This is a genomic window from Novosphingobium sp. ST904, from assembly GCF_001298105.1.
GTDB lineage: Bacteria > Pseudomonadota > Alphaproteobacteria > Sphingomonadales > Sphingomonadaceae > Novosphingobium.
In genome coordinates this window covers 37,541-64,227 of the sequence record NZ_LGJH01000162.1, presented here as the reverse complement: position 1 = coordinate 64,227, position 26,687 = coordinate 37,541, and the positions used below count along the sequence as shown (strand labels likewise).

Below are 26,687 nucleotides of genomic sequence, written 5' to 3'. Positions count from 1 at the left end.
TTCAGCGCGGCGCCTCGGTCTGTTCGACAAGCTGGGCGACGAGCGCCTCGACCTGCTTGCCTTCGATCTCGGCGGCGGGGCTGAGCAGGAGGCGGTGGCGCAGCACGGCGGTGGCGAGTGCCTTCACATCGTCCGGCACCACGTAGTCCCGCCCGTCAAGCGCGGCACGGGCACGGGCCGCACCGGCCAGCAGGACGGCCGCACGCGGGCTGGCGCCGCTGGCAAGGTCCGGGCTTTCGCGAGTGGCGCGAACGAGCCGCACGACATAGTCGGTCACGCTGTCGGCCAGCGTCACCGCCGCGACGGTGCGCGAGGCGGCTTCGAGGATGGCCGTGCTCGCCACCGCTTCCACGCCGCATTCGGCCGGACTGGGCGCACCGCGATTCTCGCCGAAGCGCGAGACGATCCGCAGCTCTTCCTCGAAGCTGGGGTAGCTCACGTTCAGCTTGAACAGGAAGCGGTCGAGCTGGGCTTCGGGCAGCGGATAGACGCCCTGGTTCTCGATCGGGTTCTGCGTGGCCACGACCATGAACTGCGCGGGCAGGGCATGGGGGGTGCCATCAAGCGTGACGCGGCGCTCCTGCATCGCTTCGAGCAGGGCGGCCTGCGTCTTGGGCGGCGTGCGGTTGATCTCGTCCGCGAGCAGCAGGTCGCAGAAGATCGGCCCGTGCGTCAGGGTGAACTGGCTGGTCTGGAAATTGAACAGGTTCGAGCCGAGGATATCGCCCGGCATCAGGTCCGGGGTGAACTGGATGCGGCCGAAGTCCAGCCCCAGCGTGGCGGCGAAGCACTGCGCGAGGAAGGTCTTGGCGGTTCCCGGAGGGCCTTCCAGCAGCACGTGCCCGCGTGCGAGGAGAGCGATCAGCAGGTGTTCGACGGTTTCGGCCTGCCCGACCACCGCCTTGGCGATCTGTTCGCGGATATCCCCGGCGAGCGCGGCGACATCGGCGAGGTCGAGACTGGGGGCATCGGTCATCGGGTCAGCATCCTTTCGAGCGCGTGGAGATCGCGCGCCGCCTTGACGAGATCGTGCGGTTTCCGCGCGCGCCGGAGGCGGGCGGAAATCGCGGAAAAGGGTTCGGCATCGGCCTTGCGAGAGGCCAGCGCGCGGTCGATCGCGGCGTCGGCTTCTTCGCCCGGCATCGAGCGGGGAAGGGCGAGGGCGCGCATCAGGCGTTCACGGCTGCGGTCCGCGTAAGGGGCGCCGATCAGGTGCAGGCGGCGCGAGCGGCGCACCAGTCCTGCGGAATTGGCGACCAGCGCGCGCTTGCCGAAGGCGATCGCCCGTTCGGCGGCGAGCGGCGGTCCGAAGTGCAGGAAGGCACGCCAGCCCAGGATCAGCGCGGCCATCAGCAGGCAGAGCGTGGCGGCGAGGAAGGGCGGGGTGAAGGCCAGCGTGAGCAGGTTCCGTGAACGGCCGAAGCCGTTGAGCGTCATGTCGAACGTGATCGGATCGCCGGGTTTCACCTCCATCGCGCCGACGAGGGCTTCGGCCAGCCGGGCATTTTCGAAGCGGGCCATGCCGTAGTTGTCCAGCAGGTCCGGCTCGAACACGATCACCAGCGGATAGAGGTCTTCCTCTTCACCGGAATAGAGCACGCGGTCCTGGGCCATGGCCTCAAGGCGGGGGTAGGTTCCGCCGTCATCCATGAACCCGGCCAGCGTCTGTGTTTCGTCCGCATGGATCAGCCGCACCAGGCCCGTGCCAGCGCCGGACATGACGAACCGTGTTCGCGGCAATTTGCCGGAAAGGCCTGCCCCCTGCCAGCCCGCCGCTGTCATCGGCGAGACCTGGGCCGAGAGTTCGTCGAGGAAACCTTCCCAGCGCGGGGGCGCGATGCCCTGCAGGTTCACCCAACCGCGCTTCGCGCCTTTCTGGCGGCTGTCGGCCGGCAAGGCCAGCCATTTGGGCGTGATGACGAGAGTGGGGCCGACATAGCGCCGGGCTGCCACGATCCGGTTGATTTCCTTGCCGTCGGCCTGTGCGGGCGGGGTGAGCACCAGCAGGCCCGGCTTGTCGAGACCGCCACGGCTCTTGCCGAGCGTCACGGCATAGCCGCGTCTGTCCAGATAGCCGGCCAGCGCGGCATAGCCGTTGAGGCCGCGTCCTTCGGCATGGGCCTTTCCGTCGTTGCCGGATTCGAAGCCCGCGCCGGTGGCGATCATCCACAGAAGGGCCACGAAGAGTGCGGCGCCCACGACAACGATTCCCAGGACCGCCCAGCGCGAGAACGGGTTGGCGCCTACGGCTACGGGGGCGTTCTTCCCGCTCATGCGCGCAGTTCCACTTTGGCGAAACGGGCATAGGCCTCGCGCGCGGCGTTCCAGTCATCCTGGTCGAGATCGCGCAAGGCGAAGCGGCTGCGTTCGACGCGCGCGGCGATGGTGGCGAACGTCTCGCGCCCGTTTGGCGGGAGCATCGGCAAGGCGGATATTTCGCGGGCGGTGGTGGCCGGGTGCAGCCAATCCGGCCGGGCGTCGCGAATCTGGCCGACGCTGCGTTTCAGCAGCAAGTGGACCGCGGCGGCAAAGCGGCCCTCGGCGGCGAGGCGGTCGGCATCGCCAAGCAGCGCCAGCGCCTCCGCTTCAGCGGGAGCCCAGCTTTCCTCGGGCGCTTCGGCGGGACGGCTAAGCCAGGTTTCGATCAGCGGGTGGAAGATGCGCCAGAGCACGAAGAGAACGAGCACGATCGCCAAGGCGATAAGCACTTTCTCGAATACCGGCCACGACATGCCCAGCAGCTTGCCGATCGGTGCGAAGATGCTTTCGAGCACTTCGCCCAGCTTGCGCAGCCAGTCCGGAATTTGCGGGTTTGCGGGAGGCTTGACCCGGGCAAGCGGCGCGAACTGGATATCGCCGACGCTGCGCACGGCTTCCCAGTCGCTCGCCGCGTCGCGGCTTGCGGTCGTACCCGCCATCTGACCCCCACCAGCCATACCCGGCGATGATTGGCATGGGGGTATCAGCTGTGCAACCCGTTGTGGAAATTAGATGACTTATCCCCGCGCACGCGCCTGCCGGTAAGTGCCGAGCGGGCGGACATACTTGCAGTGGAATGCCAGTTCCTGGAGCGCCATGTCGATGCGCGGCTCTCCGGGGGCGCCCTCGATATCGGCATAGAACGTCGTCGCCGCGAAGCTGGCGCCGATCTGGTAGCTCTCCAGCTTGGTCATGTTGACGCCGTTGGTCGCGAATCCGCCGAGCGCCTTGTAGAGCGCGGCGGCGATGTTCTTCACTTCGAAGATGAAAGTGGTCATCGCCTTCTCGCCCTTCAGCGCGAAGGGATCGAGCGGTTCGCGGGCAAGCACGACGAAGCGCGTGGTGTTGTCCGCCGCGTCCTCGACGTTTTCCTCGACGATCTTGAGGTCGTAAAGTTCGGCGGCGAGCTTGGGCGCGATGGCGCAGGCGGCCATGTCGCCCTGTTCGCGCACGAAGGCGGCGGCCCCTGCGGTATCGGCATAGGCCATCGGCACGATGCCCCGTTCACGCAAGTAACGGCGCGACTGGCCAAGGCCCTGCGGGTGGCTGTAGGCGGCCGAGAACGGTCCGTCGCCCAGCGCCATCAGCGCATGTTCGATTCTCATGAAATGCTCGCCGACGATCGACAGGCCGCTTTCGGGGAGCAGGAAGTGAATGTCCGCCACGCGGCCGTGCTGAGAGTTCTCGATCGGGATGATCGCCCGGTCCGCGCGCCCGTCCTTCACCGCATCGAGCGCGTCCTCGAATGAAAAACACGGCAGCGGCAGGCACTGCGGATCGTGTTCGAGCGCCGCGCGGTGGGAGTTGCAGCCGGGCGCTCCCTGAAGCGCTACCGCGCGGGCGGGATCGGCCACGGCGGCCTCGGTCATGCGGGCGACAAGGTCGAGAGCGGGTTCGGGATAGGAATGCATAGCGCCCGCGCGATTAAGCCGCAAAGGCGATGTCCGCAATGGCTCTTGCACTAACCTGCTGGCAACTCTAGAGCCTGAGGCCAAAGAGGATGAGAAAAAACTCCACCCGTGGGGCAAGGGCAAACAACAAATGGATGATCGTTTCAACACCATTGCCGGCTGGGCTTTGTTCGCCGGTATCGTCGGTCTCGGTCTGACCAGCGTCAGCGCTCATTACTTCCGTGCGGACAAGCCGCATCGTCCCGAAACGATGGGTTATGCCATCGAAGGTGTGGAACAGGAAAGCGAAGCCGGCGGCGAAGCCCCGATCGCAACGCTCCTTGCCAGCGCCGATCCCGCCAAGGGACAGGCCACTTTTGCCAAGTGCGCCTCCTGCCACACGATCAACCAGGGCGGTGCCAACGGCATCGGTCCCAACCTTTACGGCGTGGTCGGTGAAGGCATCGGTCAGGGCGTGGCCGGGTTCGCCTTCTCCGATGCGCTCAAGGGCGTGGGCGGCAAGTGGGACTTCGACAAGCTGAACGAATGGCTGAAGAGCCCGAAGGCTTTCGCGCCCGGCACCAAGATGACGTTTGCAGGTCTGCCCAAGGGTGAAGACCGCGCCAACGTGATCGCCTATCTCAACGCGCAGGGTTCGAACCTGCCGCTGCCCGCAGCGCCCGCTGCCGGTGCGGCCCCGGCGGCCGATGCCGCCGCGCTCCCGCGGAAGGTGCTGCGGCTCCGGCTGCCGAGGCAAGCGAAGCCCCCGCGCAGTAAGTCATTCCGGCTCAGGCCGGCAGAAAGCGGTCCGCGGGCGTCACCGAGTCGCCTTGCGGACGTTTTCGTTATCTCGCGAGGCCCGCCTCGAAGCGATCGAGTTCCGCGCGGCCCCAGGCCCAGTCGCCAAGCGCGCTGGCGGCATTGATATGGCCGAGATCGCCTGCCTCCATCAGCGGACAGCTCCATTGGCCCGCCCTCAGCCGGGCATGTTCGAGCGTGCCGTAAGGATCGTTGGAACTGGCGATCAGCAGGCCGGGAAAACGCAGGGGCGCTTCCGGCGGATCGGCGAAACCGGCAGCCTCGGCGGGGAACGACGGGCCTTGCGGGTCCGGCAGCGCCACCAGGAAGGCGCCGCGCACCGTCAGGCTGGACCGGCGGCTCCAGTGCGCCACCAGCAGGCACGAGAGGCTGTGCGCAACCAGTACCGGAGGCTCCGCCGCGCGAGACACCGCGTGGTCGAGCGCTTCGATCCACTGGTCGAGGCGGGGCGCATCCCAGCTTTCCGGCGCAAAGCGGTGCATTCGGGAGTCTGCGCGCTCCCAGTGTGACTGCCAGTGCTCCGCGCCCGAACCGCCGATGCCGGGCAGGACCACGTAGCGCGTCATTCAGGCGTGTCCGCAGGCCCCTTGAAGCCCTTGGCGATCACGTACCACTCGGACGAACCCTTGCGGCTGGCGGGCGGCTTGGCATGCTTCACGCTGGTGAAGCGCTTTTTCAGGATGCCGAGCAGTTCGGTATCGGTGCCGCCCGCGAAGACCTTGGCAACGAACGTGCCGCCGGGCGCCAGATACTGGATCGCGAAGTCGGCGGCCGTCTCGACCAGGCCCATGGTGCGCAAGTGATCGGTCTGCTTGTGGCCCACGGTATTGGCGGCCATGTCCGAAAGCACGAGGTCGGGCGCGCCTTCCAGCGCGCCTTCCAGCGCGGCGGGGGCTTCGTCGGCCATGAAGTCCATCTCGAAGATGGTCACGCCCTCGATCGGGTCGGTAGGCAGCAGGTCGATGCCCACGACTTTGGCCTTGGGGCATTTCAGGCGCAGCACCTGGCTCCATCCGCCCGGCGCGATGCCCAGGTCGACCGCGCGGGTCACGCCCTTGAACAGGTCGAACTTCTCGTCGAGCTCCAGCAGCTTGTACGCGGCACGGCTGCGATAGCCGTCGGCCTTGGCCTGCTTGACGTAAGGATCGTTGATCTGGCGCGTGAGCCAGCGCGCAGAGCTGGTCGTGCGCTTCTTGGCGGTGCGAAGCCGCTCGTTGGGGTCGCGTCCGGAACGGCTCATGGCCGGTTCTCCAATTGGTGTGAGTGCCCGGCGGGAGCCAGGGTCTTGCTGGCCGAATGCGAAGCGATGAGGCTGCGCAGGATGCCTTCGCGGATACCGCGATCGGCCACCCCGAGGCGGGCGGCGGGCCAGAGGTCGAGAATCGATTCGAGGATCGCGCAGCCGGCGACCACGAGATCGGCGCGCTCCCGGCCGATGCAGTTCACCTCGCGCCGTTCCTCGATCGACATCGAGGAAAGCCGCGAGCTGATCTCGCGCATCGATTCGGCGGGAACGATCAGCCCGTCGACCATGCGGCGGTCATACTGCGGCAGTTCGAGGTGCAGGCTGGCGAGCGTGGTTACCGTGCCGCTGGTGCCGAGCAGGCGCAGCGGGCCGGTCTGCGCAGCGCCTTCGCGCGCCGGGGAGACGCGCTTGGCGAAGTCGGCGAAACTGTCGGACACGAGGCCGTGCATGATCCGGTAGCGTTCCAGGCGCTCTTCCAGCGTGGTGCCTTCAGGGCCGCAGCTTTCGGTGAGCGAGACCACGCCCCAGGGCACCGATTGCCAATCGAGGATGCGGGGCACGGTCCCGGTGCTTTCGATCAGGACGAGTTCGGTGGAACCGCCGCCGATATCGAAAATCATCGCCGGGCCGAAACCTTCCTCCAGCAGGACGTGGCAGCCGAGCACGGCCAGCCGCGCTTCCTCGCGGGCGCTGATGATGTCGAGCGCGATGCCGGTTTCCTGCCGCACGCGTTCGATGAATTCCGGCCCGTTCTCCGCACGGCGGCAGGCTTCGGTGGCCACCGAACGGGCGAGATAGACGTTGCGCCGCATCAACTTGTCGGCGCAGACGCGCAATGCCGCCAGCGTGCGGTCCATCGCCGCTTCGGACAGTCGCCCGGACTGGGCCAGGCCTTCACCCAGCCGCACGACGCGGCTGAACGCGTCGATCACCGTGAAATTCTCGCCCGAAGGACGCGCGATCAGCAGCCGGCAGTTGTTGGTGCCGAGGTCGATCGCCGCATAGGATTGCCGGTACGGCGTCCGCAGCGATTGCCCCGGCGCGACCGGGGAGAAACGGGCGATGGCGGGTTTCGGATCGGCGGCGGCGGCCGGTTCGATCTGGAGTTCCGGTGCGGGGCTGGACGCGGTTCCGGCCGCCTTGGCGCGGGCAACGGGCGCGCGCCCGCTCTTGCCCCGGCGAGACGAGGATTTTCGCGAACCTTTCTGACGCGGACTTCCCGGCCGCGATTGCGACTGGCGGGGTGACGACTGCGCGTCGGAATTCGTTTCTTCGCGCGGCGCTCCGCCTGCCTCGGCGGCGCTGCCCGGAGGGCGCGCCTTGGCCGTGCCGGGTCCGGAGGAGCGTGACTTGCCCTTCCTCGCCTTGCGCCGCCTTCCCGGGCGGCCCGACACATCGACTCTTGCTGCCGGCGGATCTTGCTCCGCCATGATATGTAATCTCGTTCGAATAAAATCTTACCGCCAGCGGCGGATACCTGACGCGATGCTAACGCCCCCCGGGCAAAGGGGCAACCCTGACTGCAAAAAGGTGGCTTGACGCGAATCACGACCCCGACTAGAGGGGCGCCTCCCGATGCCCCGTCGTCTAATGGTAAGTTTTCGGGCAATCCAGCATTTTCAAGAACTTATATAGAAAATGTTGTGCGACTTTGGTTGATTTCGCCCCTAGCGTCGCACCGGTCATTTTGCCAGCTTGGCATCTCTCTCTTCGACATAGATCACGACGCTACGGCAGTCCGTCCACGCGCGCTTGAACACGAGCGCGCCGGAAAGAATCATGTTCTCACGGGCGTCAGCTTCGGAGACTTCGATTGCCTGACGGCCATCCGCCAACAAGATCGTTTGTCTTGTCGGCAAGGCGCCGGGTGATGTGACGGATCGGGGGCATTGGTCGAGGGTCGCACGATCGGTCTGGGCCGTTTCGATGCGTTTGGGTTCAATCCCACAAGCCGTTATTCCACACGTCGTCAGCAGCAGTGCCGCCATGTGCCCGCGCATCATCGATTTTATCCTCCAACTTGTCTTGCTTCGCGGCAGCGGCGCGATCGCGCTCCACCTTCGCAGCGCCGGCAGCACGCTCGGCGTTGATTTGACGCTCCTGAAATTCTGCACGGGCAGCGTTTCTGTCGACCGTGATGGCCTCCTTATCGTCCTGAAAATCCCACAGCCTGAAAATGACCACGGAGAGGCCTAGGAGGGCAAAGAAGAGGGCGAGCGCTACCCACGGTGCAAAACGCTTCGCTTGGGCCTGAGCAAGCCCTGCGTGGATCAGACCGGATACCAACCAAGCCATGGTTATGGTTCCTCCAGCTGATCTAGCCGTCGCTCGATGCTGGCTATCGATTGTCGCGTCCCGTCAACGTCCAGGCCCAGCGTCAAATCAATCAGGCTTTGCGTTTCTTCGGCAACTTTTGCGGTTTCAGCCGCAGCCTTGCCAGCGTTGGCGATCGCCAACTGCTGATTCGATCGCAACAGCCGCGCGATGGACAGGGTGACGCGCGGCATCAGCGAAACGCCTGTAAACGAGCATTTAGCGTTGTGGGCGTGAAAGTGGGCCCGGTACCGGTAAGGCAATATTGGCGTTCCCGATTGCGGCGCTTCGAAAGCCCGGTAACAGGTTGCAATACCCCTTTGACGCGGGCTTTATTCCAAGGAAGAAGCCAGTCGCACATACCGGTGATATCGCCTGCCTTGAAGCGTTTCGCCGCTGTGCTGCCGCACCAGCTGCCAACGCCCACATTGTAGGCGAAAGATACTGCCGCCGTGATTTGGTAGGGTTGCGTCCCAGTGTTGAACGGCGTGCAGCGCATCACACCTTCGGCGTGCTTCACCAGTTCCCGTTCGAGCATGGCGGCGCATTGCGTTTCGTCGAAGACTTGACCCTTCCGGATGGGCATCCCCTGGAAGGAGGTAATCCCATCGCAGGCGGTACCCACGCCGGCAATATCCAGATAAGCGGTCAGGTATTGCCTGCCCGATATGTGAATGACTTGCGCCTTGCCATCTGGCTCAATCTGTACCGCAACCGTTCGGCCGCTTTCTTCTTCCGGCACGAGACGAAGCAGCATTGCAGCCGCGGATATGCCAACCACCGCGGCTAAAGATCCTTTTTTCGGTAGCGTCAGCGGGGGCCGCTTATCCGCGTCCATTTTTTCTCTCCGTCAGATTGGGTTGCTGGACAAGCCGCGCGACGATCCCGGCTGCAAAAAGCAGGATGGATACATCGCGGGCGTAGGGCAGTGCCGCGCGCAGGTCTGGAGGCATCGTGCTCCACGCGTCGGAAATGAGCTGGCAACCCGTTAGGATGGCCAGTCCGATCGCGTTGAGGCGGACGGACCAATAGCGCCACCAAAGCCGCCAATCCTCGATAAGGCGGCTCCGAATGCCTGAGACGAACGCCCTCAAAGTTCTTCCTCCCGCCGGTTTACGAGCCGCTGGATGGTCGGCGTCTCGTAGATGCGGATAGCCGTCCAAAGGATCGTCAGAATGGAGGCGATGGCAGGCAGCAAACTCATGAGACTCCCAAGCAATGCGGTGATTGAGAGAGCGTCGAGCAGCTGCTTGACCCCCTCGGGTACGTTGAACGGAAAGCGGATCATGAGAGCACCGTCAGCAGCGCCGCCAACTCGGGCGGATCATTGGAGGCCAAGATTTCTTCGACCTGCTGCTGTGAAAGCAGCCAGCGGAATTCCCGATTGGCGGCGTAAACCGGATAGTCCGCGATTTCGCGCTCTCCCTCCGAAGCTGGCCGGGCGTACAGGGAAGTCGTGCCGATTTCGTCGGCGGCCTGCGCGAACTCGTCTCTGAGTTCATCCAGACTTTGATATTTGGGTATGGGCATAGTGTTTCCCCCTGTTGATTGGCGTGGACGTCACGCCTCGGTCTGAACGGAAGTGATGTCCCAACGCGCATCGGCGGCGTTGTAGGAACCCGCGACGTAGGTCGTTTTCGAGGCTGTCGTCGTACCGGGCAGGGCGACCCCGATCGCTCGATAAATCGCATTCCATGCCAGTGCTCTGGCGGTTGCGTTGTCCTTGAGTCGGAAGCGAATAGGCTGACCGTCGAAGGGCGTCCCGGTGGGAGCATTGATCGCGATCCCGCCGCTAAGCGCAGTCCGAACGAAGGTGCCTGCCGTCGAAATATCGGGGGTGATTGCACCGGTCGCCGCGCTACTCACTGCGGAAGGGGCGGCCAGGCTAAGCGCACCCCACACAACTTTCGCGGTGATATACCGGTATGTCAGCGTCCCGTCTGAGACTGCGGTTCCGGTACCCGTCGGCGCGGTCGCCCCGGCAACCCCGGCTGCGGTGGCGCGATAGACGCTGCTTCCGCTATATAGCATGTCGCCCACAGCCACATTCATGCCGGCGACCCAGGCATTGCTGGTATCCCAGCCATCGTTGAGAGCGACTTGTGCAAAAACGCCGCCCGCGGACAACGCAACGCCGCTTTCGATCTTCGTACCGCGCACAAGGCCGCCAAGGGTTCCGATCGAAGCGACGGCGGGACGGGCCACCGGCAGGGACTTGTTCTTGCTGCGGTTGCCTTCGTAAACGATGCGAATGCTGCCCTTCGACGCATTCATGTCGAGAACCGTGTCAAACACGTTATCGATAATCATGAGGCCGCACGGGTTCGAAGCATCGACGCGGTATTGATAGCCCATGTCTGCCGTCAGCTGGCTCGGCCAGTCCTCTACGGAATTGCCCCGCATCTCGCCCCATGTTCCGCTGGACACGACCTGATAGGTCGCGATGCCGACAGTGCCGGCAGGCAGAACGCACTTCGGCAATACCTTGAGGGTGTTGTCGATTATGCGGCCGGTCGATTGGAGCAGTGCAACGTTTGCGGTGGCCCAAACCGGCTGACTGTCAAATTCCAGATAGTTGCCCTGAATCACCGATTTGCTGTCGAGGCTCACGTCGACGATGCGCACGTTGCGAAGGTGATTTCCGCTCACCATCATCGTGCGCATCGCTGTGTCGCCGTTGATGGTCGCAAGGTTATGGGTGCCTTCGTAGATGCAGGTATTACCTTGCCAGAGGACACGATCGGCCTCGTCCGCAGCATCGAACGTCGCAAGGTTCGACTGAAACATGATGTTGCCGCGCTGGTAACGAACATTCGAAACGGCGCCGGTCATGGTCCCGATATCTTCGGTTCCGACCAGCTCTAAGGTCGTCGCATCCAAGATCAGGATCGGATACCAACCGGAGAGCGCGGCGCCCATGTTGCCTGACTTTGTGCCAGGGGCGATCATCTGGTCATCCGAAAAGCCATGCGAAGCGGCGAAGGTCAGCCTAACCCGTCCGTTGGTTCCTGCGCTTGACGTGCAAGTGCCTGCGCTTGTGTATCCCGTCGTATTCAGGAACGATCCGAGGTTTTTGGCTCTTTTCGTCTGTAGAAGCGTGTTGTTTGCGAAGACGTTGTTCATCGACGCGTAGAATATCGATGTGCAGAAGTTGCCCGCGTCGCGAACGAAATTGCCCGTAACAGAGCAATTAAAACACCCTTCAAGGTCAAGGCACGTATCCATGGAATCCTCGCAGATATTGTCTGCGATAGTCATTCCGTCCGAATTATTTCCATTGATGCAGCCATTGGCGCGGCTCAGATAATTGTTCGTGATCGTCACATTGCGGACACGGCGCTTCATCCACAGTTCGCCGCCTTCGGCTGCGCTTGCGCCGCCTCCCCACCAAGAAATCTTACACCCGATGCCGATGTTGTTCGTGATCGTCACATTTTTGATGAATTCGAGGCGGGCGAGACTGCCGTTGTACCGGCCGCTGTTGCCCACATTGCCAGAAATGGTGCAGTCGGAATTGAGATCGTCGAAATCCGGCCCGGTGGAGAAGCCAGCCACAATCGCCGGGTCTGTACCGGAGCCGGGGAGGCCCGAAGAATCCGCGGAGCCATTGGCAATCTTGTATAGCCCGAGATCCTCGGCCGCATGTCCGAAGCTGGAAAGGCTGCAATTCTGGAAGATGTTATTTTGCAGCCGCAACCGCTTGAAGTTTCTTGCTCGCAGAACGTTCGACGTGTTGGATACATCGCAGAAGAAATTGCAGCCTGCGATTGCAATATCCGTGACGAATTCTGTGAAAGCAGTTGGTGCCGTCAGTCCGCCGACGACTTCGAAGAAGTTGTTCGTTCCGGCGTTCGTGAAATTGATACTTTCGATTCGCGCGCCGCTGGGAAGGCGGACGACTGCACCGAAACGAAACAGCTTGTTCAGCGCGGCAGAAACCGTGAAACCCTTAGGGTAAAGGGCGGCCATGGTGTTTACGAGCCGTTGAAATGCGGGCTGATCGTCGGTCAAGCCGTCGCCGACGCAGCCAAACCATTCCGCCATGACGGTAGTGCCGAACGATCGCTCCCAGGCACCGGCAGAGCCGTTCCCTCCCGAAGGGGGGAAGAAGAGTCCGCCGTCAGGATCAAGCGCAACCTCGGCCGAACGGTCGATGGATGAGAAGCGGAAATTGCCGCCTTTGGCCGGATCGGTGACGACTGCCGATTGTCCGGGTGTCGGGGTCGTCACAGCAGCCAGAGCTATTTTGCTGCCGAAGAGAGCATCCTTAAACGTCGTTGTAATCTGCAACCCGTTCGCGATCGTCTCGGCCCTATCTGCGGCGGCGCGCGCAGGTTCGGAGAAATCGTCGATAGAAATAGGGTCGGCATTGCCTTCACTGTCGAAAAACAGGGCCTTGAGTGCGCGCTTGCCGACGCCCGGAAGGTCGAGGCCATTCTCCCCGCGCGGCGATCGCCATGTGCGCATGATTTCGCGTGCGTGTTCCTGCAAACGGAGGATGGGGCGATCTAGTCCGCGCTCCACATCCTTGGACGAAAGTGGCGAAATTTTAGGCAGAACCTCGGGCTGTCGGATCAGCCCTTCGCGGCGGATGCGCCATTCTGCACCCAGCGGATAGACGGCGCGGGGGGTGATGCTGGCCGTGCCTGACGCCCAATCGCCGGAAATAGTGTAGTCTTGGTCGAGATACAGGACCGTCCCTGCCTCGGCACCGTAGGGCCAGTGCTCGACGACCAGCTCAACGGGATCATAGAAGATCAATCCCGTCAGAGCTTCCGGTGCCATGGCCGACCCAGGCGAGAAAGTGTGTTCAGTAACTTCGCTGCCGACTGCCATGTCTACACCCAATTGCGGCGCGCACGGAGGCGCGGCGCAGGCGGACAGGGATGGAGCCAGCGTTAAGGCAGCAATTAGTCCATATGGATAATACGGTCAACTATTGGGGCGCGACAGACTCCTCCGCACTGCTCCAAGCATTTCCGAGGTTTGGCGCGCGCATACCGCCAATGCCGGCACCCGGCGCGGCGAAATACCGGGTACCGCGATCCTCGGCGTATTGGTCAAGGCGGCGATAATGATCGTCGACATCTTCGCCATATGACCACTCCGTCAACATATCACCGAAACTCCTATCCAGAAGCAGACGGGCATACCAAAGCGAAATCCCTGGCGTTTCGGACAGGGCAACCCGTGCTGCATCCTTTTTCCACTGGGTCTTGGTTTCCGGATCGTCATCCATGGCGGCGCTGGTATTGCGCACGACAGCGCCTGCCGTGTTGTCGAGGAATTGCCCACCGGGACCGACAAGGCTTCTGGCGGCTCCTCCCCCGAACCGATCTTGCATGGAATAGAGGAAGTCACCGATGATGCCCAGGCCGCCCCCTTGGGCAAGTGCCGATCCCCAGAACTTTAACGAGTTCATCGGCAAGGGGTCGCGGCCCTTCGCAATTTCCTTGACCTGCAAGGACAGCGCGCCGCCGATCGTCGTCATTGCGAGCAATGAAAGCCCGAAGCGCCATGCGACCGCTGCGGCAAGGCCTGCCGCGCCGCCGCCGCCCTGGTCGAGCATGCGGCGTCCGTGCATGTTCAGCATCGTCAGCGGAAAGCCTTTGAACAAAAATGCGGAGCGGCCGATTTCTCCAATCCATGTGCCCTTACGCATCGTTGAACCGATCGCTGCCCGCGTTCGAAGATCCGGGACCGGAACGGCATAGTCGGCCTCTGTCACGATCATTCGCATGAGGTCGTCGGCAAGCGCTCCATCGCCCGCTTTCGATACGGTTTCAGGATACAGCCAGTCGGTACCCTTGTAACTATCCGGCTGTATGGCCCGCAGCTTCTCCCAGCGGGCTTCCCCTACGCCGTAGCGCTGCAACATCGACCGGAATTTTCGTCCAAATTGCCAAAGCTGCGCTCTCGCATGTGGGTCAGATGGGCAACCATCTCCATGCCGAAGGCCTGCCTCGCGATATCGGTATGTGCCGAAAGCCCGGAAAGCCGAAGGATGCCGCTCGATAACCGGCGCATGTTCTCATGCGCAATTTCCTCTCCCGTGGTTCGCCACATCGCGGCGTGTCCCTCGGACCATTGGTCGGCCATGAGAACATGCCGCGCTGCCTGACCGCGATCAGACGAGTTCGCCGGGTTGAGCATCGAGGCATAGCGCGACATGACCTTTGTTGCGGGAATTCCATTGAACCGTGAGGTATGGAACATCGTGCCGAAATCGCCGCCGATCGATAGTGCCGCGCCGCCCAGCTTGGCCGCAACCTGATGTGCCCGGAATATCGAGAAGCCTAGTGCCAAGCGACGGCGCACTGGTCGATTGTTGGCCCCGGTGTATTCGTCATAGAGATTTTGCAGGGTTTCTACCCCGGCGCGCGCGTTATCAGTCGCCCTCTTCCCGGCCTTGCCCGTAATTAACGTCTCTTCGGTGCTCTTCATCAGCCAGCCTTGCTGCCAGCGCAAGGTGGCGCTGGGATTCGGCCCCATCCTCTCCATGGCAGCGATGTCCATGGACATGCCCTCGATGTGGCTGAGCATCGCGTCGAAGGGCGACCCACCGCCGCCGAACTGTTGCGAATAGGAGGTCCAAGACTCCGCGCTGTCAAAGTGGAGGAAGCGCGGATCGGCACGCCGGTTGGCTGTTGCGCCTACATTGATCGCGCCCGGATTGTTCCGGCTCCAGCCATCGGTCGCGATGGCTTGCCACATGTCCCGCAGGAGGATTTCCAGCTTCGCATCGGTGAATGGCAGGGCAGTATCCCTGTCGATCATGTTCGCCCGATCAAGCAGCCCGCGCCCGTCCGGTCCGCCTCGCAACAGAAAGTCGCGCCAAGCCCCGAAACCGGCATCGCGGATGGCGCGCATGTCATGGTTCTGCGGAAGGTTCCAGCTATCAAGCTTACCAATCCGGCCGCCCGCGGCGTTGAATCGGCTGCGCAGCCATTCCGTGGTTTGCCGCCATGCATCCGCGATCTCACGCGCGTTGAGATTCCCTGTTTCTTTACCGAAAACTTCCGACAGGGTATCCGCCAGTTCTTCCGGCTTGCGCACCCTGCCAGTCAGATCGCGCCGATGCTTGGCAAGCAAACCATTCATCATTTGCAACGCCTGCTGACGGATCGCGCGGCGGTGGTTATCCATGTCGACGATTTTGTCTTCGGCCACCCGCCGGGAAATGGGGCCATCGCCGCTCTGGCGCCGAACATCGGCCAGCCATTCCGCTTGCTGCTTGGCCTGCAAAAGAACCTGACGCTTGCGATCCATGGCGTCGGCCTCGGCCCATTCCAATGCTTTTTCCGTGGCCATGGACTCTGCGGCATCACGGCCATATCGGCCTTCGAACTGGAGCACGAGTTCGTCGTAGACCGGGCGCAGCTGCTCATAGCGCGCGTCGGTGATGACGCCCTTGGCATGCAGATCGGTGAGACAGGTTCCCAAAGCCATTACAAGCAATCCCTGATGTTCTTGAGTTCGGCGGATTCGGCATCGAACCCATCCAGAATTTCGCGCAAGGAAGCCTCCTCGCCGTCGTCAGTGAAGCGGAACGTGGCATCATGCGCATGCACGTCGAAAAGGCCGCCATCGCTGCCGGGTGCCTTTTGTGGCGATCGCGACTTGGCGCGTCCTTGCCCCTGCATTTCCAGTGCAGTACGGGCCTGCGCCCGCGTCGGAGCCGCAAAGTCTAGTTGCCCGCTCTCATCCGGTATGCCCCTTGCCGCGGCATGGTCAGCATCCAGCGCCTCAAGTTCGCGAAGCGCCTGGTTCGCGTCGATAACCCGCTTCCCAGCCTTGTTGACCCGAACGCCCCCGATCGCGCGAACTTCTGTCGGCTTCCCTGTTACCCTCGCGTAGAAGGATTCGAGGTAGCTCTGCCGAGGGTTGAACCCATGCGGAATATAGCTGGTGCTTGCGGAAATTTCTCCGACGAGGGCGCGGAAGCGAGTCATATCGCCGGTTTCGGCAGCTCGCCAACCGGCCACGTGGTCAGCTGCCACCGGGCTTTCGCGATGGGCCACATCGCCGATGTCTTTGAGGGCTTTCTGAAATCCCTTGTCTTTCCAGATATCCCGGAAGGCGGAAGCGGCTTCCTCGGCCGCGCGGGCATCATGAAGAAGGCTGTCAGCCTGGGCATGCGTTGCCGGGCTGTCAGGATCGAGAAACGGTGTGCGCTCTGCGGGCGTCAGTCGGGCGAGTTGCTCGCCTGCCGTGCTTTCACCTTCTCGAAGAAGTTCGCCGCGAACGTCGCTTTCTGTCGAAGCTCCGGCGACAGGCTCTCGTCCTGAGAAATCAGGCGCTGCTGCGCGGCTTTCGCCATCAGCGTCGGATCGTGGGGAAGAGGGCCAATCATAATCGATCCAATCATAATCCATATCCTGGCTGTGTGCAAAGGCGTTCGCCTGCACGTCGTCCGCCATCATGTTGACCGCGTGTACAAGACGGTCTGCGATCGGCAGCTTGGCGTCGGTGAAGGACAGATTGTGCAGCACGTCGCCCAGGGCGACCGGGTCGAATGCGTTTTCCGCGAAGCCGAGATCAATCAGCGCGGCGCGCGCGTCATCGCGTTCAAGCGTGAGCCTCTGAATTTCGGCAGGCGTGCGTTCGAACCCAAAGGGATCGACGTGGGAAATCGTCCACGGGTCCGGCACGTCAGCCCCATCGGTTCGCGGCGCTGGCATTTCGCCCACCGGGTAGGCAGCTTCTCCGCTATTGATACGCTGATCGAGATATTCGAGCACCTCGCGTGTTGTCGGACGCTCACTTTCTGCCCCGCGAAGATATCCGCTCTCCCAAAGGATTTCACCAATGGCATCGACGGATCGGCCTTCATGCCGAAGCAAAACACCGTTCCGGCGGGTCATTCGCTGCCAGTCCCGTTTGCCGCCGCCTTCACGCTTGCGCTTCACATTCTTGATGGCGGCGGGATGCAGTTCGCGCCGTTCCCGCTCGGAAATGCCACGCAGGCCAAGCGAATGGCCTTCGTCATCCCGAATGCCGCCATTGCGGGCGATAAATTCTAGCACGTCCTCAGGCCCGTCCGGCGCGCGAGGCTTGCGCATGAAGTGGCCTGTCTTCCGGTTGATGGAAACTCGGCCCTCCCGGACCATCTCGCCCATCGCCGCGCGCAAGTCGGGTTCCGAAACACCAAGGTCTTTAGCCAGCGCCTCTACCTTGTTCAGGCTTTGCCTGCCTGCGATCACGTCACGCAGCTGCGGCAGCACCGCAAGCACTTCCGCGCGCGGAGCATCGGCGTCCAGACTGCGGGCCTCCAGCGGCGCGGCAGAGCTTTCCGGCATGTCCAGGCGCTCGATCGGTGCTGCACTGGCATCGAGAGCGGAAGCCAGCGGATCGTCTTCGCCCAGTGCAGCGCGGCGGTGTTCTTCCGCTAGGTTGGCGGCACGGCCAAGTGCCTCATCCAAAGAGGATTGCAGGGCGGCGGTTTCCGTGTCGCTGGCGATATCGGAGCGCACTCGAACTCCGGCATCACCCGCGCTCGTGCCCATTTTGCGATGGGCCCATGCAATCACGTCCCGAACTTTCATATCGCGAAGGAAGGGATTAGCCTTGATAGCCTTGGGCTCAAGCACGCGGGATGCCGGTAGATCGGCGTCCGCATCGAGCAGCTTTGTGGCGCCCTCGGGTCCAGCGAAATGCGCAAGATATAGATTTCCGTCGTTGGCGGCGTGGCCCGCGCGCGCCAGAATGGCGGCGTTATCGGCGGTCAGGTCGCGCATGAGCACTTCCTGAAGGTTACCGTCACCCTTCTTGGCAAGGATTTCTGACTTGCTCAGCCCCCCGTCACCGTAACGCCTTGTGTAGTATCGCAGCCATGTTCCGTTCGTGAACTGATAGCGTCCCCGTGCGCTCGATCGCGGGTTTGCCGCTGCATCATCGCCATCGCTTTCCGCACCGCGCACCTTTCGCATGAAGCTCGAACCAGCTTCCCGGGTCTGCCCCGCGCTGCGGGCTGCCATTGCTATTGCAGTCCGGCTCGTCGCCATCGGGTTCGCTGAGAAGGCCGATTTCAGGGCCTCGTCCATGAGGGCATCGTGCAGGTCGGTTCCTGCACCGTTCTGCATGAATGGGTTACCCGCATCGGCTGATCCCTCGCGGCGCAGAACTACAATCGCCGAACGCTCCAGATCGGAAAGGTTCGCCTGCCCGATAAGTGCCTCTGAAAGATCGGAAAGAAGCACAGGATCGTCCAGCGGATTGGCCTTCGCCAACAGATGCGCGTCCCAACGATCCCGGAGGGCCTGCGGCACGCGGTCGCGATTGGCTTCCATCACGCGGCCAAGCGCCCCGTGGCCGGCATCTGCTGCGCGGCCGATTTGTCGGCCAAGAGCAGGAGCGCCCTCGATGCCCCCGCGCACGGCACCGCCAAATGCAGCGGCAGATGCGACGTTGATCGCCATTTGCTCGCCGGTCATTTCTCGGCGGCCTTGGCCTTGGCGCTCGATATTGATGAAAGGCTGGCTGGCGGCTTCAATAGCGCCGTTCACCAGCGCCTCCGTTGCCACTCGCATCAGCATGGACTTTCCAACGCCGCCGAGAGGAAGCGTGGCGACATTGATGGGGTCGGTGAAAGAAGCAGCGAACCCGCCCGCCAGTCTCGTTCCGAAGCCGGCGCGTGCGGCAATCGCTTCCGTCTTTTCCGCGCGCTCGCGAAAGTTGTTGCGCCACTGCGTTTCGAACTCGGCTTGGGTGCGCGGCACATCTTTGAAAGCAGCAGGATCGCGTCGGCGCACTTCATCCACTTGGGACCATATGCCGTCAAAATTCAGCTGCGGTCCGGATCGTACCGGCAAAATGAACTGCGAACTGTTCACGCCCATCTTGTCCAAGGCAATCATGAGTGGTGCGTATGCCTCGACCTGCGCGTCGCGGATGCGGCCGGGCTGATCGTTGCGGGCCGAGGTAAAGGCCGCGCCAAACCCTTCAAGGAAGCCGGGATCGGGCGGCGGGGCAGCTTCGGATACCGCAACGCGCCCGGCGCTTCGGGCGCTATTTGAAACCGGTGCGGGCATCAGTTCTCTCCCGCAGGGCTGCGATTCACGACAACGCGGTAATTCTGGCCGTCATCACGCATGAGAGATCGGCCACGCGCGTCTTCGAAGCGGTACTGGACCCGGCCGTCATCGGTCACATTATCCACGACGAGACGATAATTGGCGAGAACGTCCGCCTTGTTGGCAGGCGACCCGTCACCGTAGACCGCACGCGGGAAGGTCATTCTGGATAGTCCGCGGTCAAATTCGGCAGCAGTCCAACCGGCGGGCAATTCGACCATTCGCCCTCTGATTGCGCCAATGCCGCCCTGTTTGGTACCGTCGCGCCGCAAGGTCTGGCCAAAAACAACTCGGATGGCCTCCTGAAAAGCGCCTTCCCCCCAAGCTCCGGAATTCCCGCTATCGGCCTGACTGCCTACGAACAGGTCGAGAGCCGTGTTCAGAACCTTATCGTAATCACCGCCCATGGCATTCATGATACCGGCACCGACAAAGCGATTGAACGCGTCGCGGGCCTGCTTCGGGTCCGCCTTGCCGTCCTTCATCGGCATGTATGCGTCGGGCCTGTCCTTTCGAATGGCCCCTCCACGCAAGGCCGTCTGCGCGTTCTTTGGCTGCATGGTCGCAAGCACGCCGATGGTCCCGCCGACCTTTCCGGCGATCCGCCAACGCTCGCTTGGCGGCATAGCATGAAGCTGCTGGACAGCGGCCAGGCGCTCCGGATCGGAGCCCTTCCATAAGGTGGAAACGGTGTCCGCCCCTTTCGATGCGCGATCGTCGGCTTCATGGTCCAAAGCATTCAATGTCTGGATTTCAACGTCGGTCGCGGAACCTGCCGCCCGTTTGCTGGCTAGACCGGCAATCTGCCTATCCAGTTCGGGGGTTGAAAGGTTGCGGGCAAAGCGTGCACGCATCGACCGTTCCCCCGCAGTCGCATATTTGATGAGGCGGGCCTCTTCGACCTTCGCAGCCTTCGCAACGCCCAATGCCTTTTCGATTTCGGCCTGTGGCACCGTCTCGCCGGATTCGATACGTGCTTCGATTGTCTCCAACCCGTCGATCGCGGCGCGTTTCGTCTCGTTGGCCGCAACCTTGGCTTCGCGAACGGATACATCGCGCGCGGTTTCGACGCGTGCGGTCCAGCGCGCTTTTGCCTCGCCCCCGCCAATCCAGCTATCGAAGGCGCCGCTTTTCAGTGCCGTGTCAATCGCATCGTAATTGCCCTTGGCAAGGGTGCCCTCAAGAAGCGATCCCACCAGCTTCTGCCGTACTTGCTGGCGCATAATGTCCTTAGAGTTGCCGTCGATCACCTGCATGTTGATTGCGGTGTCGTAATCCGAAAGCATGGCCTCCATGTTGTCGACGGTGGGTTCCGAAAACAGTTTGCTCGATTGCAGGTCGAGTGACTTTTCGAACTGATCGCCTACCGCCTTGACGCGCTGCTGGCGCTCGTAATCCCTACCTTGCTGGACGCCGCCTCCGATCCAGCGCGCGCCCATGGACGCGAAATGCTGCTGGACTTCCGGGTCATTTCCCAATGTCTCGCGGAATTCCTGCCAGCTTTGGCGATAAAGCTCCTCCGCCTGGGCCGCATAACCGGGGGCACCGGCAGGCGCGCTATCACGCATTTCCTGTAGCCGTGCGTCAATTTGCAGTTCGACTTCGGCCATCCGGCCCATGCCGTCGGCCACGGCCTGCCCACGCCGCCTCTGCTGTTCGACCTGCGCTATCCGGTGCTCGCTCGCGGCGATGCGCTCCTGCGTCTCTGCCTGCAAATCGGCCACGCCCGAAAGGGTTGCGCCCAGCTGGCCGATGCCCTTGGTGATGGCCTCGCCCACGCCGGGCTGTCGCTGAACCACACGGCGGACAACGCTGGACGGCAGCTGCGCACGATATCCCTGTGATGCCATCAGCGAGCCGCCCCCAACGTCGTTGTACGTTCCTTGGTCGCCTGAGCGGATTGTTGCCCCTTGCTCTGCAAGTTGGCCGCGCCGCCAACCGCACTGGTTACAGCATTGAAAAGGCCGCCAAGCACTGCGCCCCTGGCAGCTTTCCGCTTCTGTGCGGCATTGGCGTAATAATTGTTCGCTTCGGCGGCGACCGGTCCCGGATACGATCAATGTCCATTTCTGCCTGGAGGGCACTGTCGGATAGCACGGTTCCGATCGATCCGCCGAACAACAGTCCGGAACTCGCCATCTGTACCGCTGCCCCACCTTGCTCGAACCGGGCCTGACGGAGCGTATCCATTGCCTCCTGCTCTCCGGCCTTCAACGAAAGCCGTCCATTTTCCGCGTCGGACCTTGCTTCGGCGCGGAGGCTGCTTCCCTCTTGGATGCCGCCCATCACTGAACTCGCCGCCGTCATGGCAATGGCCGCGATCGGGAGTGCCGCCCCCATCAATCCATCCCCTTTTTCACGAAAATAACCATGTCGGTGCCATCAGGCATCGCTCCTCGCAGTCTGGCTTCCTCAGTCAGGCCGATCAGCCTCACCCACCCGCAAGCTGCTGCATTGTCGGCGGAAGCCTGTGCCTCGACCCGCCTTTCGCGAAGGCGGGATACGAACTTGCGGGTCGATCGGGTCAAATGCGCCGGCACCTTGGGGCGATAGATCGAGAACAGCCCCCACAACATCGCATAATGGGCGTGTCGGCGGTGCGCGCCGCCGCAGAAAATCGGCCGCACGCCTTCGGGCGTTTCATCCCATATCGTGAAAGCGCTGCCTTCCGTCAGCTGCCACCCGTATTCCAGTCGCTTGTCTTCGGGAATATCGAGTAGCTGGGAATTTTGCGGTCTCAGCTGGAGCAAATCCTCTGGCTGAAAGAGCCGGGCTTCCATCAAAGCTTCTCCATGTTGAGTTCGCCGCCCCAAGCGGCAATGGTGGCCTGAAACGGCGCAACACGCTCGATGCGAAGGCGCGGGTAGCGGGTGTGATCGCCCATGGCATCGCGCAGCCGGAAACCGGAGACGGCAGCATAACCTTCGTCGGTCACGCTATCGCCCCGCAGTTCCTCCAAGGCCTCCAGATCGCCGGGTACACCGAATGCCAGGCCGCGGGCGTCAAGCACTTCGACCCAGCCTTTGCCGAACCGGGCCTTGCGGCCGCGTGCCGCGCCATTGTCGCCGCCCGCCTCAAAGTTGAGCGATTCCATCCAGGCGTCGTAGGACAGGCCAGCCCACACTTTCGCGCCTGCCTCGGGCAGCGTGAAACCACCGATCGCATTGGCGTCAACGGGATAGAAAGCGCCATCTGAAACGACGTGCAGCCCGGCATTTCTGATTACAGGATGGGTGAATGCGTCCTTCGGGTCGCCTTCGTACAACGCAGCCATATCGACCATGCACGGCGTGTCTTCACTCTCACCGGCCATGCGCCACGGCGCCATGCGCAACACGTGCCAGCTTCCAGCGTACTCTACGCCGATCCACACCTGATCGAACTTCCCCGCCGGATCTGTAATGGCGCAGATGGTCCTCGCCACGATCCCCTCGGCAAGAGGCCGCCATGCAAAGCCCAGCACCTGTTCTTCAGGCAGATAGGCCGCCACCGCCAACCGTCCATCACCCATGACGGCCCACAAGTGATTGAACGGGTGCTGCTGTGATGCCAGCTCGATAAAGCCCGGCGCGCCGAAATGGCGAGCATACCGCGTCAGGTCGAGTTCCTGCTCGACCTGACGCGCAGGGTCCAGATCGGTTTCGTAAATCCGCGACCCCGATCGATCTATGTAGATCGTGCGCGAGTTCAGTTCGACAGCTGCCGCATCACCTATGCCTGCATCGTTCTGCTTTCGCGACTGAATGTTTCCGGGCGCAACGCCCTTGGCCTGGCTCGCAGGGGTCAGCGCGTGGACGCCCTTCGCCGTGATCGCCAGCAGTTGCTCATCGGCTACCATGTGCCGAACCGGATTCGCATCCTGCACAATGGCAACGAACGCCATGTCGTCGCTCACTTCCCCCAGTTCGTTGCGTTCGGCAAAACTGTCGAGGTCGCCGGACACACCGCCGAAAATGGAGGAGTCGAGGCCAAGGCAAAGGCGCTCGGCCCATATGGTTCCGCAGGAGGGCCAGCCTCGCGTATCGCTGAACGAACCGAAACTCCAACGGTAGGTGCCATAGGCATAGCTCGCCGAAATCGTGGGCGGCTCGTAATCGAAGTAGGTCGCTTTCCAATAGCCTCCAATGTACGAATAGCTTCCCCCGCTGGCCCCGGCCGAGAAGGGCAGTCTTCGCAATACTTCGGCTTTAACCGACATACTGTTCGTGAAAGCGGTAATGCGAACGACGCCCCATTTGTCGTGGATATATTCCAGCTGGACGCCGCCCGCGGGCTTGTCGTTTACGTCAACACCGCTGGCAATGCCGTCCCACTCCACGCCTTCAGTATGAACAGGGGTGAGCGTGCCGGTGCGGATTTTGTTGTCGTCGTCGGGATTACCACCCACGACGCGATAAACGCGGTCGTTGGCGTTCAGATATTGGCCCATCACAACGGTAGTATATGGTTCCCATGCGGTGATATCGCCCAGGTCCTCGGCCTCGATGCGGAACAGCCCGCCCACATCGGTCGCAGCGAAAATATCGTGGGACGCCTCCATGGTGATCGCGCCCGAGATCCCGGACACGGAAACGGTCTTGCTCTCGTCCTTGTTGGTTTTCTCGAAGGGGCCGTCTGTGAAAACGTATTCCTCGAACCCGAAGGTTTCAGCCCCGTCGCGAAATAGCATGCGCGGGCGCGAGCCCCGCCGAAAGCAGTACAGAACATCGAAAGATGGAAAGAACGAAAGCTCCTGTACCTCTGCCCAGGTGTATGGGCTTTCGATTTCAGTCAGCAGCGCGTCGTTCGTGAAGATCGTAACCTTGCCGTCGGCAAACGCGAGCACATGGCCCTGCGTGGTTGAAAACTCGAATTCCACGAAACGAAACGGGCCGGCTAGCGGTGCCACATGGATCGTCCCCGGCATCGCTTCGGAGACACCCTCGACCATGGGTGAAAACCCAACCATTTCGGCAAGGGCAATGGAGTAGATGGCCTGATCGGTTCGCGCTTGCAGCCGCTTGGACAATTCCCCACCGTTGAAGCTCACCTGCGCAGGCGTGACGCGAGACATATGGTTCAGTCCGAGTAGGGGTTGAAGGGGGTGCGCATGCTGCTCAGCCAACGGCTGCGCGATGCGATAGGCGCGCTGTTCCCGCGCTGGCTCTCCAGCCCATCAACCCGGCGGGCTCGTTTCAGCCAGTATTCGAACTTTTGCGATTGCTGCTCGGACAGGCCAGACGCACCGGTCAAATCTTCCGCCATATCCTCGGCCAGCGCATAAGTGGCCGCCTTGGCGAAAGTGGGTAGCCAAGCCTGGACGTTGTCGATCGTGGCGGAAGCGATGTAGCGAACGGCCAGCGGGGCAGAAGCGTTCGTCAGAATTTTGCCGTCTTCAACTTCGCCGTCATAGAAGAACTCTCGACCATCCACGAGGCGGGAGGGAAGCAGGCGCAGGCAATCTGCCGGTAGCGCAAATGTGCGCTCAAAACCCCAAGCGGGAGGCGGGCCTGCGTTCAGTTTCGCGCGCTTGATGCCGAAGTTCCATGGATGGTCCACCAGCAACGTTCTGATCGTGACGCCCCAATGGGCAGCGGCGCACACCGCCAGCTTGTTCCGACCATCCAGGCTTGTGATCCGCTCACTTGAACCCAGCAGCGCGGCGGCGGCGTTGACGATGCCGGTTTGGCTCAACTGCGTGGGCATGATCGGCTTTCATGAAAGAGGCGGCGCGCCGGGTGTTTCTCCAATCCCTGTCCGTCGAAACAATCCGTTCTGGACCCCGACGCGCCGCAAGGCGGGGGGCGGCGGTACGGCCGCCCCCGGAGACATCCTCAGCGCTTGCTGGCGAAGATTTCGGTTACGATCGTGCCGGCAGCGGGAAGGGCCGCGCTGGGGAAGAACTTCACCAGATCGGGTTCGGTCAGGCCATCGGCGGCCAGCTGGGCCACGGGAACCTGGAAGGTCTTGCTTGCACCGGCAGCAGGTCCGGCCTGCGCTGCGCCATATTTGTCGGGATCGTCATCGGTGCCGATCGTGAAGTCCACAGCGGTCAGCGCCACGGTCGAGTGCATGCGCACTTCGTGGATGGCGCAGCCCTCGCGAACCTTGGCAGCGATGATCGAATTCGTCGTGGCACCGCCTTCGGTGGCAAGGTTGATCGTGTTGCGGAAACGGCGAACCCCCGCGTCCACCACGATGCCGGAGGGGCGGTGTAGCGGATCGGTGCCGCTGTGAGCAGTGCCGTAGATGTCGGCCATTCTGGATACTCCTCGGATTGGTAGCGGGCGTCAGGTGCCACGCTCGCCATGGCGAAGGGCGAGAGGCGAAGCCCCCCGCCCAAGCGGTCATTCGGTTTCGATGATAAAGGCGAGGTCTTCGTCAGTGCGGACGCAGGCAGAGCGCGCCGCGCCCCAATACTGCATCGCGTAATCCTTGTCGGGACGCTCGCTGATCTTGCCCATGAACTCGACCCACCTGCCGCGGTGCATACCGCTCGGAAAGATCATCGGCAGACGCCGCTTCGCCCCGCCGTTGGCGAAGAAATTGGCATAGGAGGTCGGAAGGCTTTTCCGGTCTGCCTGGAAGGGAATGAAGCGGAAGCCCATGAAGGGAACGATTTCCGCGCCGACCAGCGGTGTTTTGCCGCTGTAGCGCGAATTCTTGTACTCTTCGATCTTGAGGAGTTCGGTTTCGTCTTCCGCCTGAAGGATGATGATCGGCGGCTCCGTGGAGAACGGCGCGTGGCGCTTGCGGGCAAGTTCGCGGGCGGCCAGCAGCTTCGGAAGAACAAGGCCAACGCCGCCCGATTCGATCACGTTCGAAGGCTTGAACGGCACGATATCGTCGCCGCCTTCGCCCTCATAGCCGTTGCCGAAGAAGCCGCGGAAGCACATATCGTCATGATATTTCTTGCCGGCCTTGGCTACGCCCCTAACCAATGGCGACCCGAGGTCGACCATGGTTTCCTGGAAGTCTTCCAGATCGGCCAGCGGCGCGACAGTATTCAGGCGGCCCGGCTTGATGTAGCGGACCGCACTGCCCATTTCGGTATTGTTGGTATCGCCGCCCCGCGACCCCTTTTCCTGCATCTCGATATCGTCGAAACGATTGGTGATGCGGGCCTTCGCGTTCCCTTCGTAGTCATCGCTGGAACCGCAGAGGACGGCATGAATGCCAGGTTCTTCGCTCAGGGTATAGGTGACGTTGTTGCTGAAGGTGGTATTGCGATGCTTCGTTACATCGGTATCGGACACTTTAGCCTCCATGTCCAAAAACAAACGGGTTCGATTGCTTCGGACGGGGAGGCGCGATCCAGATCGCGGGCCGGCCTGCCGGTAGCCGTACCGGGTAAACGGAGCGACTTTCGCTCACAGCATCCGGGGCCTG

25 protein-coding genes and 1 pseudogene are annotated in these 26,687 nt (G+C 62.5%); 2 read left to right on the top strand and 24 right to left on the bottom strand.

Features of this window, described 5'->3' with window-relative positions:
* Position 1 precedes the first annotated feature (1 nt).
* From ADT71_RS24170 to ADT71_RS24155, 4 genes are all read right to left on the bottom strand, one after another.
* Positions 2–976 carry a MoxR family ATPase gene (locus ADT71_RS24170; protein WP_054441027.1) on the bottom strand — a complete coding sequence of 325 codons (975 nt, stop codon included), beginning with the start codon at positions 974–976 and terminating at the stop codon, positions 2–4.
* Positions 973–2,274, bottom strand: a complete 1,302-nt coding sequence (locus tag ADT71_RS24165; RefSeq protein WP_054441025.1) for a hypothetical protein — start codon at positions 2,272–2,274, stop codon at positions 973–975. The genes ADT71_RS24170 and ADT71_RS24165 overlap by 4 nt, the downstream gene beginning before the upstream one ends.
* Positions 2,271–2,918 (bottom strand): hypothetical protein, encoded by a 648-nt coding sequence (locus ADT71_RS24160; RefSeq protein WP_231636159.1) that lies wholly within the window; start codon positions 2,916–2,918, stop codon positions 2,271–2,273. The genes ADT71_RS24165 and ADT71_RS24160 overlap by 4 nt, the downstream gene beginning before the upstream one ends.
* A 78-nt stretch (positions 2,919–2,996) precedes the next feature.
* Positions 2,997–3,890: a prephenate dehydratase gene (locus tag ADT71_RS24155; protein ID WP_054441021.1), complete on the bottom strand. Its 894-nt coding sequence runs from the start codon at positions 3,888–3,890 to the stop codon at positions 2,997–2,999.
* A 130-nt stretch (positions 3,891–4,020) separates the two neighbouring features.
* Here ADT71_RS24155 and ADT71_RS24150 point away from each other — a divergent pair.
* Positions 4,021–4,646 (top strand): annotated as a pseudogene (locus tag ADT71_RS24150) (cytochrome c family protein).
* Between the two features lie 68 nt (positions 4,647–4,714).
* Here the strand turns inward: ADT71_RS24150 and ADT71_RS24145 are convergent.
* The 13 genes from ADT71_RS24145 to ADT71_RS31670 all read right to left on the bottom strand — a co-directional run bounded on the left by ADT71_RS24145 (position 4,715) and on the right by ADT71_RS31670 (position 17,480).
* Positions 4,715–5,254: an alpha/beta hydrolase gene (locus tag ADT71_RS24145; RefSeq protein ID WP_054441018.1), complete on the bottom strand. Its 540-nt coding sequence runs from the start codon at positions 5,252–5,254 to the stop codon at positions 4,715–4,717.
* A complete protein-coding gene (locus tag ADT71_RS24140) occupies positions 5,251–5,928 on the bottom strand; it encodes an RlmE family RNA methyltransferase (RefSeq protein WP_054441016.1) in 678 nt (225 codons plus the stop codon). Before ADT71_RS24140 ends, ADT71_RS24145 begins: the two co-directional genes overlap by 4 nt.
* Complete coding sequence (locus ADT71_RS24135) at positions 5,925–7,364, bottom strand: Ppx/GppA phosphatase family protein (protein ID WP_054441014.1); 1,440 nt, start codon at positions 7,362–7,364, stop codon at positions 5,925–5,927. The genes ADT71_RS24140 and ADT71_RS24135 overlap by 4 nt, the downstream gene beginning before the upstream one ends.
* Positions 7,365–7,616: 252 nt before the next feature.
* A complete protein-coding gene (locus tag ADT71_RS31675) occupies positions 7,617–7,769 on the bottom strand; it encodes a hypothetical protein (RefSeq protein WP_231636158.1) in 153 nt (50 codons plus the stop codon).
* A 103-nt stretch (positions 7,770–7,872) separates the two neighbouring features.
* Positions 7,873–8,229: a hypothetical protein gene (locus ADT71_RS24130; protein ID WP_054441013.1), complete on the bottom strand. Its 357-nt coding sequence runs from the start codon at positions 8,227–8,229 to the stop codon at positions 7,873–7,875.
* A 2-nt stretch (positions 8,230–8,231) separates the two neighbouring features.
* Positions 8,232–8,441, bottom strand: a complete 210-nt coding sequence (locus ADT71_RS24125) for a hypothetical protein (RefSeq protein WP_054441011.1) — start codon at positions 8,439–8,441, stop codon at positions 8,232–8,234.
* Positions 8,441–9,085 carry a lysozyme gene (locus tag ADT71_RS30705; protein WP_082370527.1) on the bottom strand — a complete coding sequence of 215 codons (645 nt, stop codon included), beginning with the start codon at positions 9,083–9,085 and terminating at the stop codon, positions 8,441–8,443. The genes ADT71_RS24125 and ADT71_RS30705 overlap by 1 nt, the downstream gene beginning before the upstream one ends.
* Before the next feature lie 252 nt (positions 9,086–9,337).
* Positions 9,338–9,535, bottom strand: coding sequence for a hypothetical protein (locus tag ADT71_RS24110; RefSeq protein WP_054441007.1), 198 nt, complete (start codon positions 9,533–9,535; stop codon positions 9,338–9,340).
* Entirely contained in the window at positions 9,532–9,777 is a 246-nt protein-coding gene (locus tag ADT71_RS24105) for a hypothetical protein (protein ID WP_054441005.1), read from the bottom strand. The genes ADT71_RS24110 and ADT71_RS24105 overlap by 4 nt, the downstream gene beginning before the upstream one ends.
* 30 nt (positions 9,778–9,807) lie before the next feature.
* Positions 9,808–13,083, bottom strand: coding sequence for a right-handed parallel beta-helix repeat-containing protein (locus ADT71_RS24100; RefSeq protein ID WP_054441003.1), 3,276 nt, complete (start codon positions 13,081–13,083; stop codon positions 9,808–9,810).
* 100 nt (positions 13,084–13,183) lie between these two features.
* Complete coding sequence (locus ADT71_RS24095; RefSeq protein ID WP_054441001.1) at positions 13,184–14,125, bottom strand: hypothetical protein; 942 nt, start codon at positions 14,123–14,125, stop codon at positions 13,184–13,186.
* Positions 14,104–15,696 carry a hypothetical protein gene (locus ADT71_RS24090; protein WP_054440999.1) on the bottom strand — a complete coding sequence of 531 codons (1,593 nt, stop codon included), beginning with the start codon at positions 15,694–15,696 and terminating at the stop codon, positions 14,104–14,106. The genes ADT71_RS24095 and ADT71_RS24090 overlap by 22 nt, the downstream gene beginning before the upstream one ends.
* Entirely contained in the window at positions 15,696–17,480 is a 1,785-nt protein-coding gene (locus ADT71_RS31670) for a hypothetical protein (protein WP_156336797.1), read from the bottom strand. Before ADT71_RS31670 ends, ADT71_RS24090 begins: the two co-directional genes overlap by 1 nt.
* A gap of 1,074 nt (positions 17,481–18,554) precedes the next feature.
* Here ADT71_RS31670 and ADT71_RS31665 point away from each other — a divergent pair.
* A complete protein-coding gene (locus tag ADT71_RS31665) occupies positions 18,555–19,262 on the top strand; it encodes a hypothetical protein (RefSeq protein ID WP_231636157.1) in 708 nt (235 codons plus the stop codon).
* A gap of 14 nt (positions 19,263–19,276) precedes the next feature.
* Here the strand turns inward: ADT71_RS31665 and ADT71_RS24080 are convergent, their stop codons facing one another.
* The 7 genes from ADT71_RS24080 to ADT71_RS24050 form a co-directional block, all read right to left on the bottom strand.
* A complete protein-coding gene (locus tag ADT71_RS24080) occupies positions 19,277–21,097 on the bottom strand; it encodes a hypothetical protein (RefSeq protein ID WP_156336794.1) in 1,821 nt (606 codons plus the stop codon).
* Between the two features lie 169 nt (positions 21,098–21,266).
* Positions 21,267–21,659, bottom strand: coding sequence for a hypothetical protein (locus ADT71_RS24075; RefSeq protein WP_054440993.1), 393 nt, complete (start codon positions 21,657–21,659; stop codon positions 21,267–21,269).
* Positions 21,659–22,099, bottom strand: coding sequence for a hypothetical protein (locus tag ADT71_RS24070; RefSeq protein WP_054440990.1), 441 nt, complete (start codon positions 22,097–22,099; stop codon positions 21,659–21,661). Before ADT71_RS24070 ends, ADT71_RS24075 begins: the two co-directional genes overlap by 1 nt.
* The gene (locus tag ADT71_RS24065) at positions 22,099–24,372 is read right to left on the bottom strand and encodes a hypothetical protein (protein WP_054440988.1); all 2,274 of its coding nucleotides are present in this window, start codon (positions 24,370–24,372) and stop codon (positions 22,099–22,101) included. Before ADT71_RS24065 ends, ADT71_RS24070 begins: the two co-directional genes overlap by 1 nt.
* Before the next feature lie 5 nt (positions 24,373–24,377).
* Positions 24,378–25,004, bottom strand: coding sequence for a hypothetical protein (locus ADT71_RS24060; RefSeq protein WP_054440986.1), 627 nt, complete (start codon positions 25,002–25,004; stop codon positions 24,378–24,380).
* 128 nt (positions 25,005–25,132) lie between these two features.
* Positions 25,133–25,558 (bottom strand): hypothetical protein, encoded by a 426-nt coding sequence (locus ADT71_RS24055; protein ID WP_054440984.1) that lies wholly within the window; start codon positions 25,556–25,558, stop codon positions 25,133–25,135.
* Positions 25,559–25,645: 87 nt separating this feature from the next.
* Positions 25,646–26,554, bottom strand: coding sequence for a phage capsid protein (locus ADT71_RS24050; RefSeq protein ID WP_054440983.1), 909 nt, complete (start codon positions 26,552–26,554; stop codon positions 25,646–25,648).
* Positions 26,555–26,687: the final 133 nt, after the last annotated feature.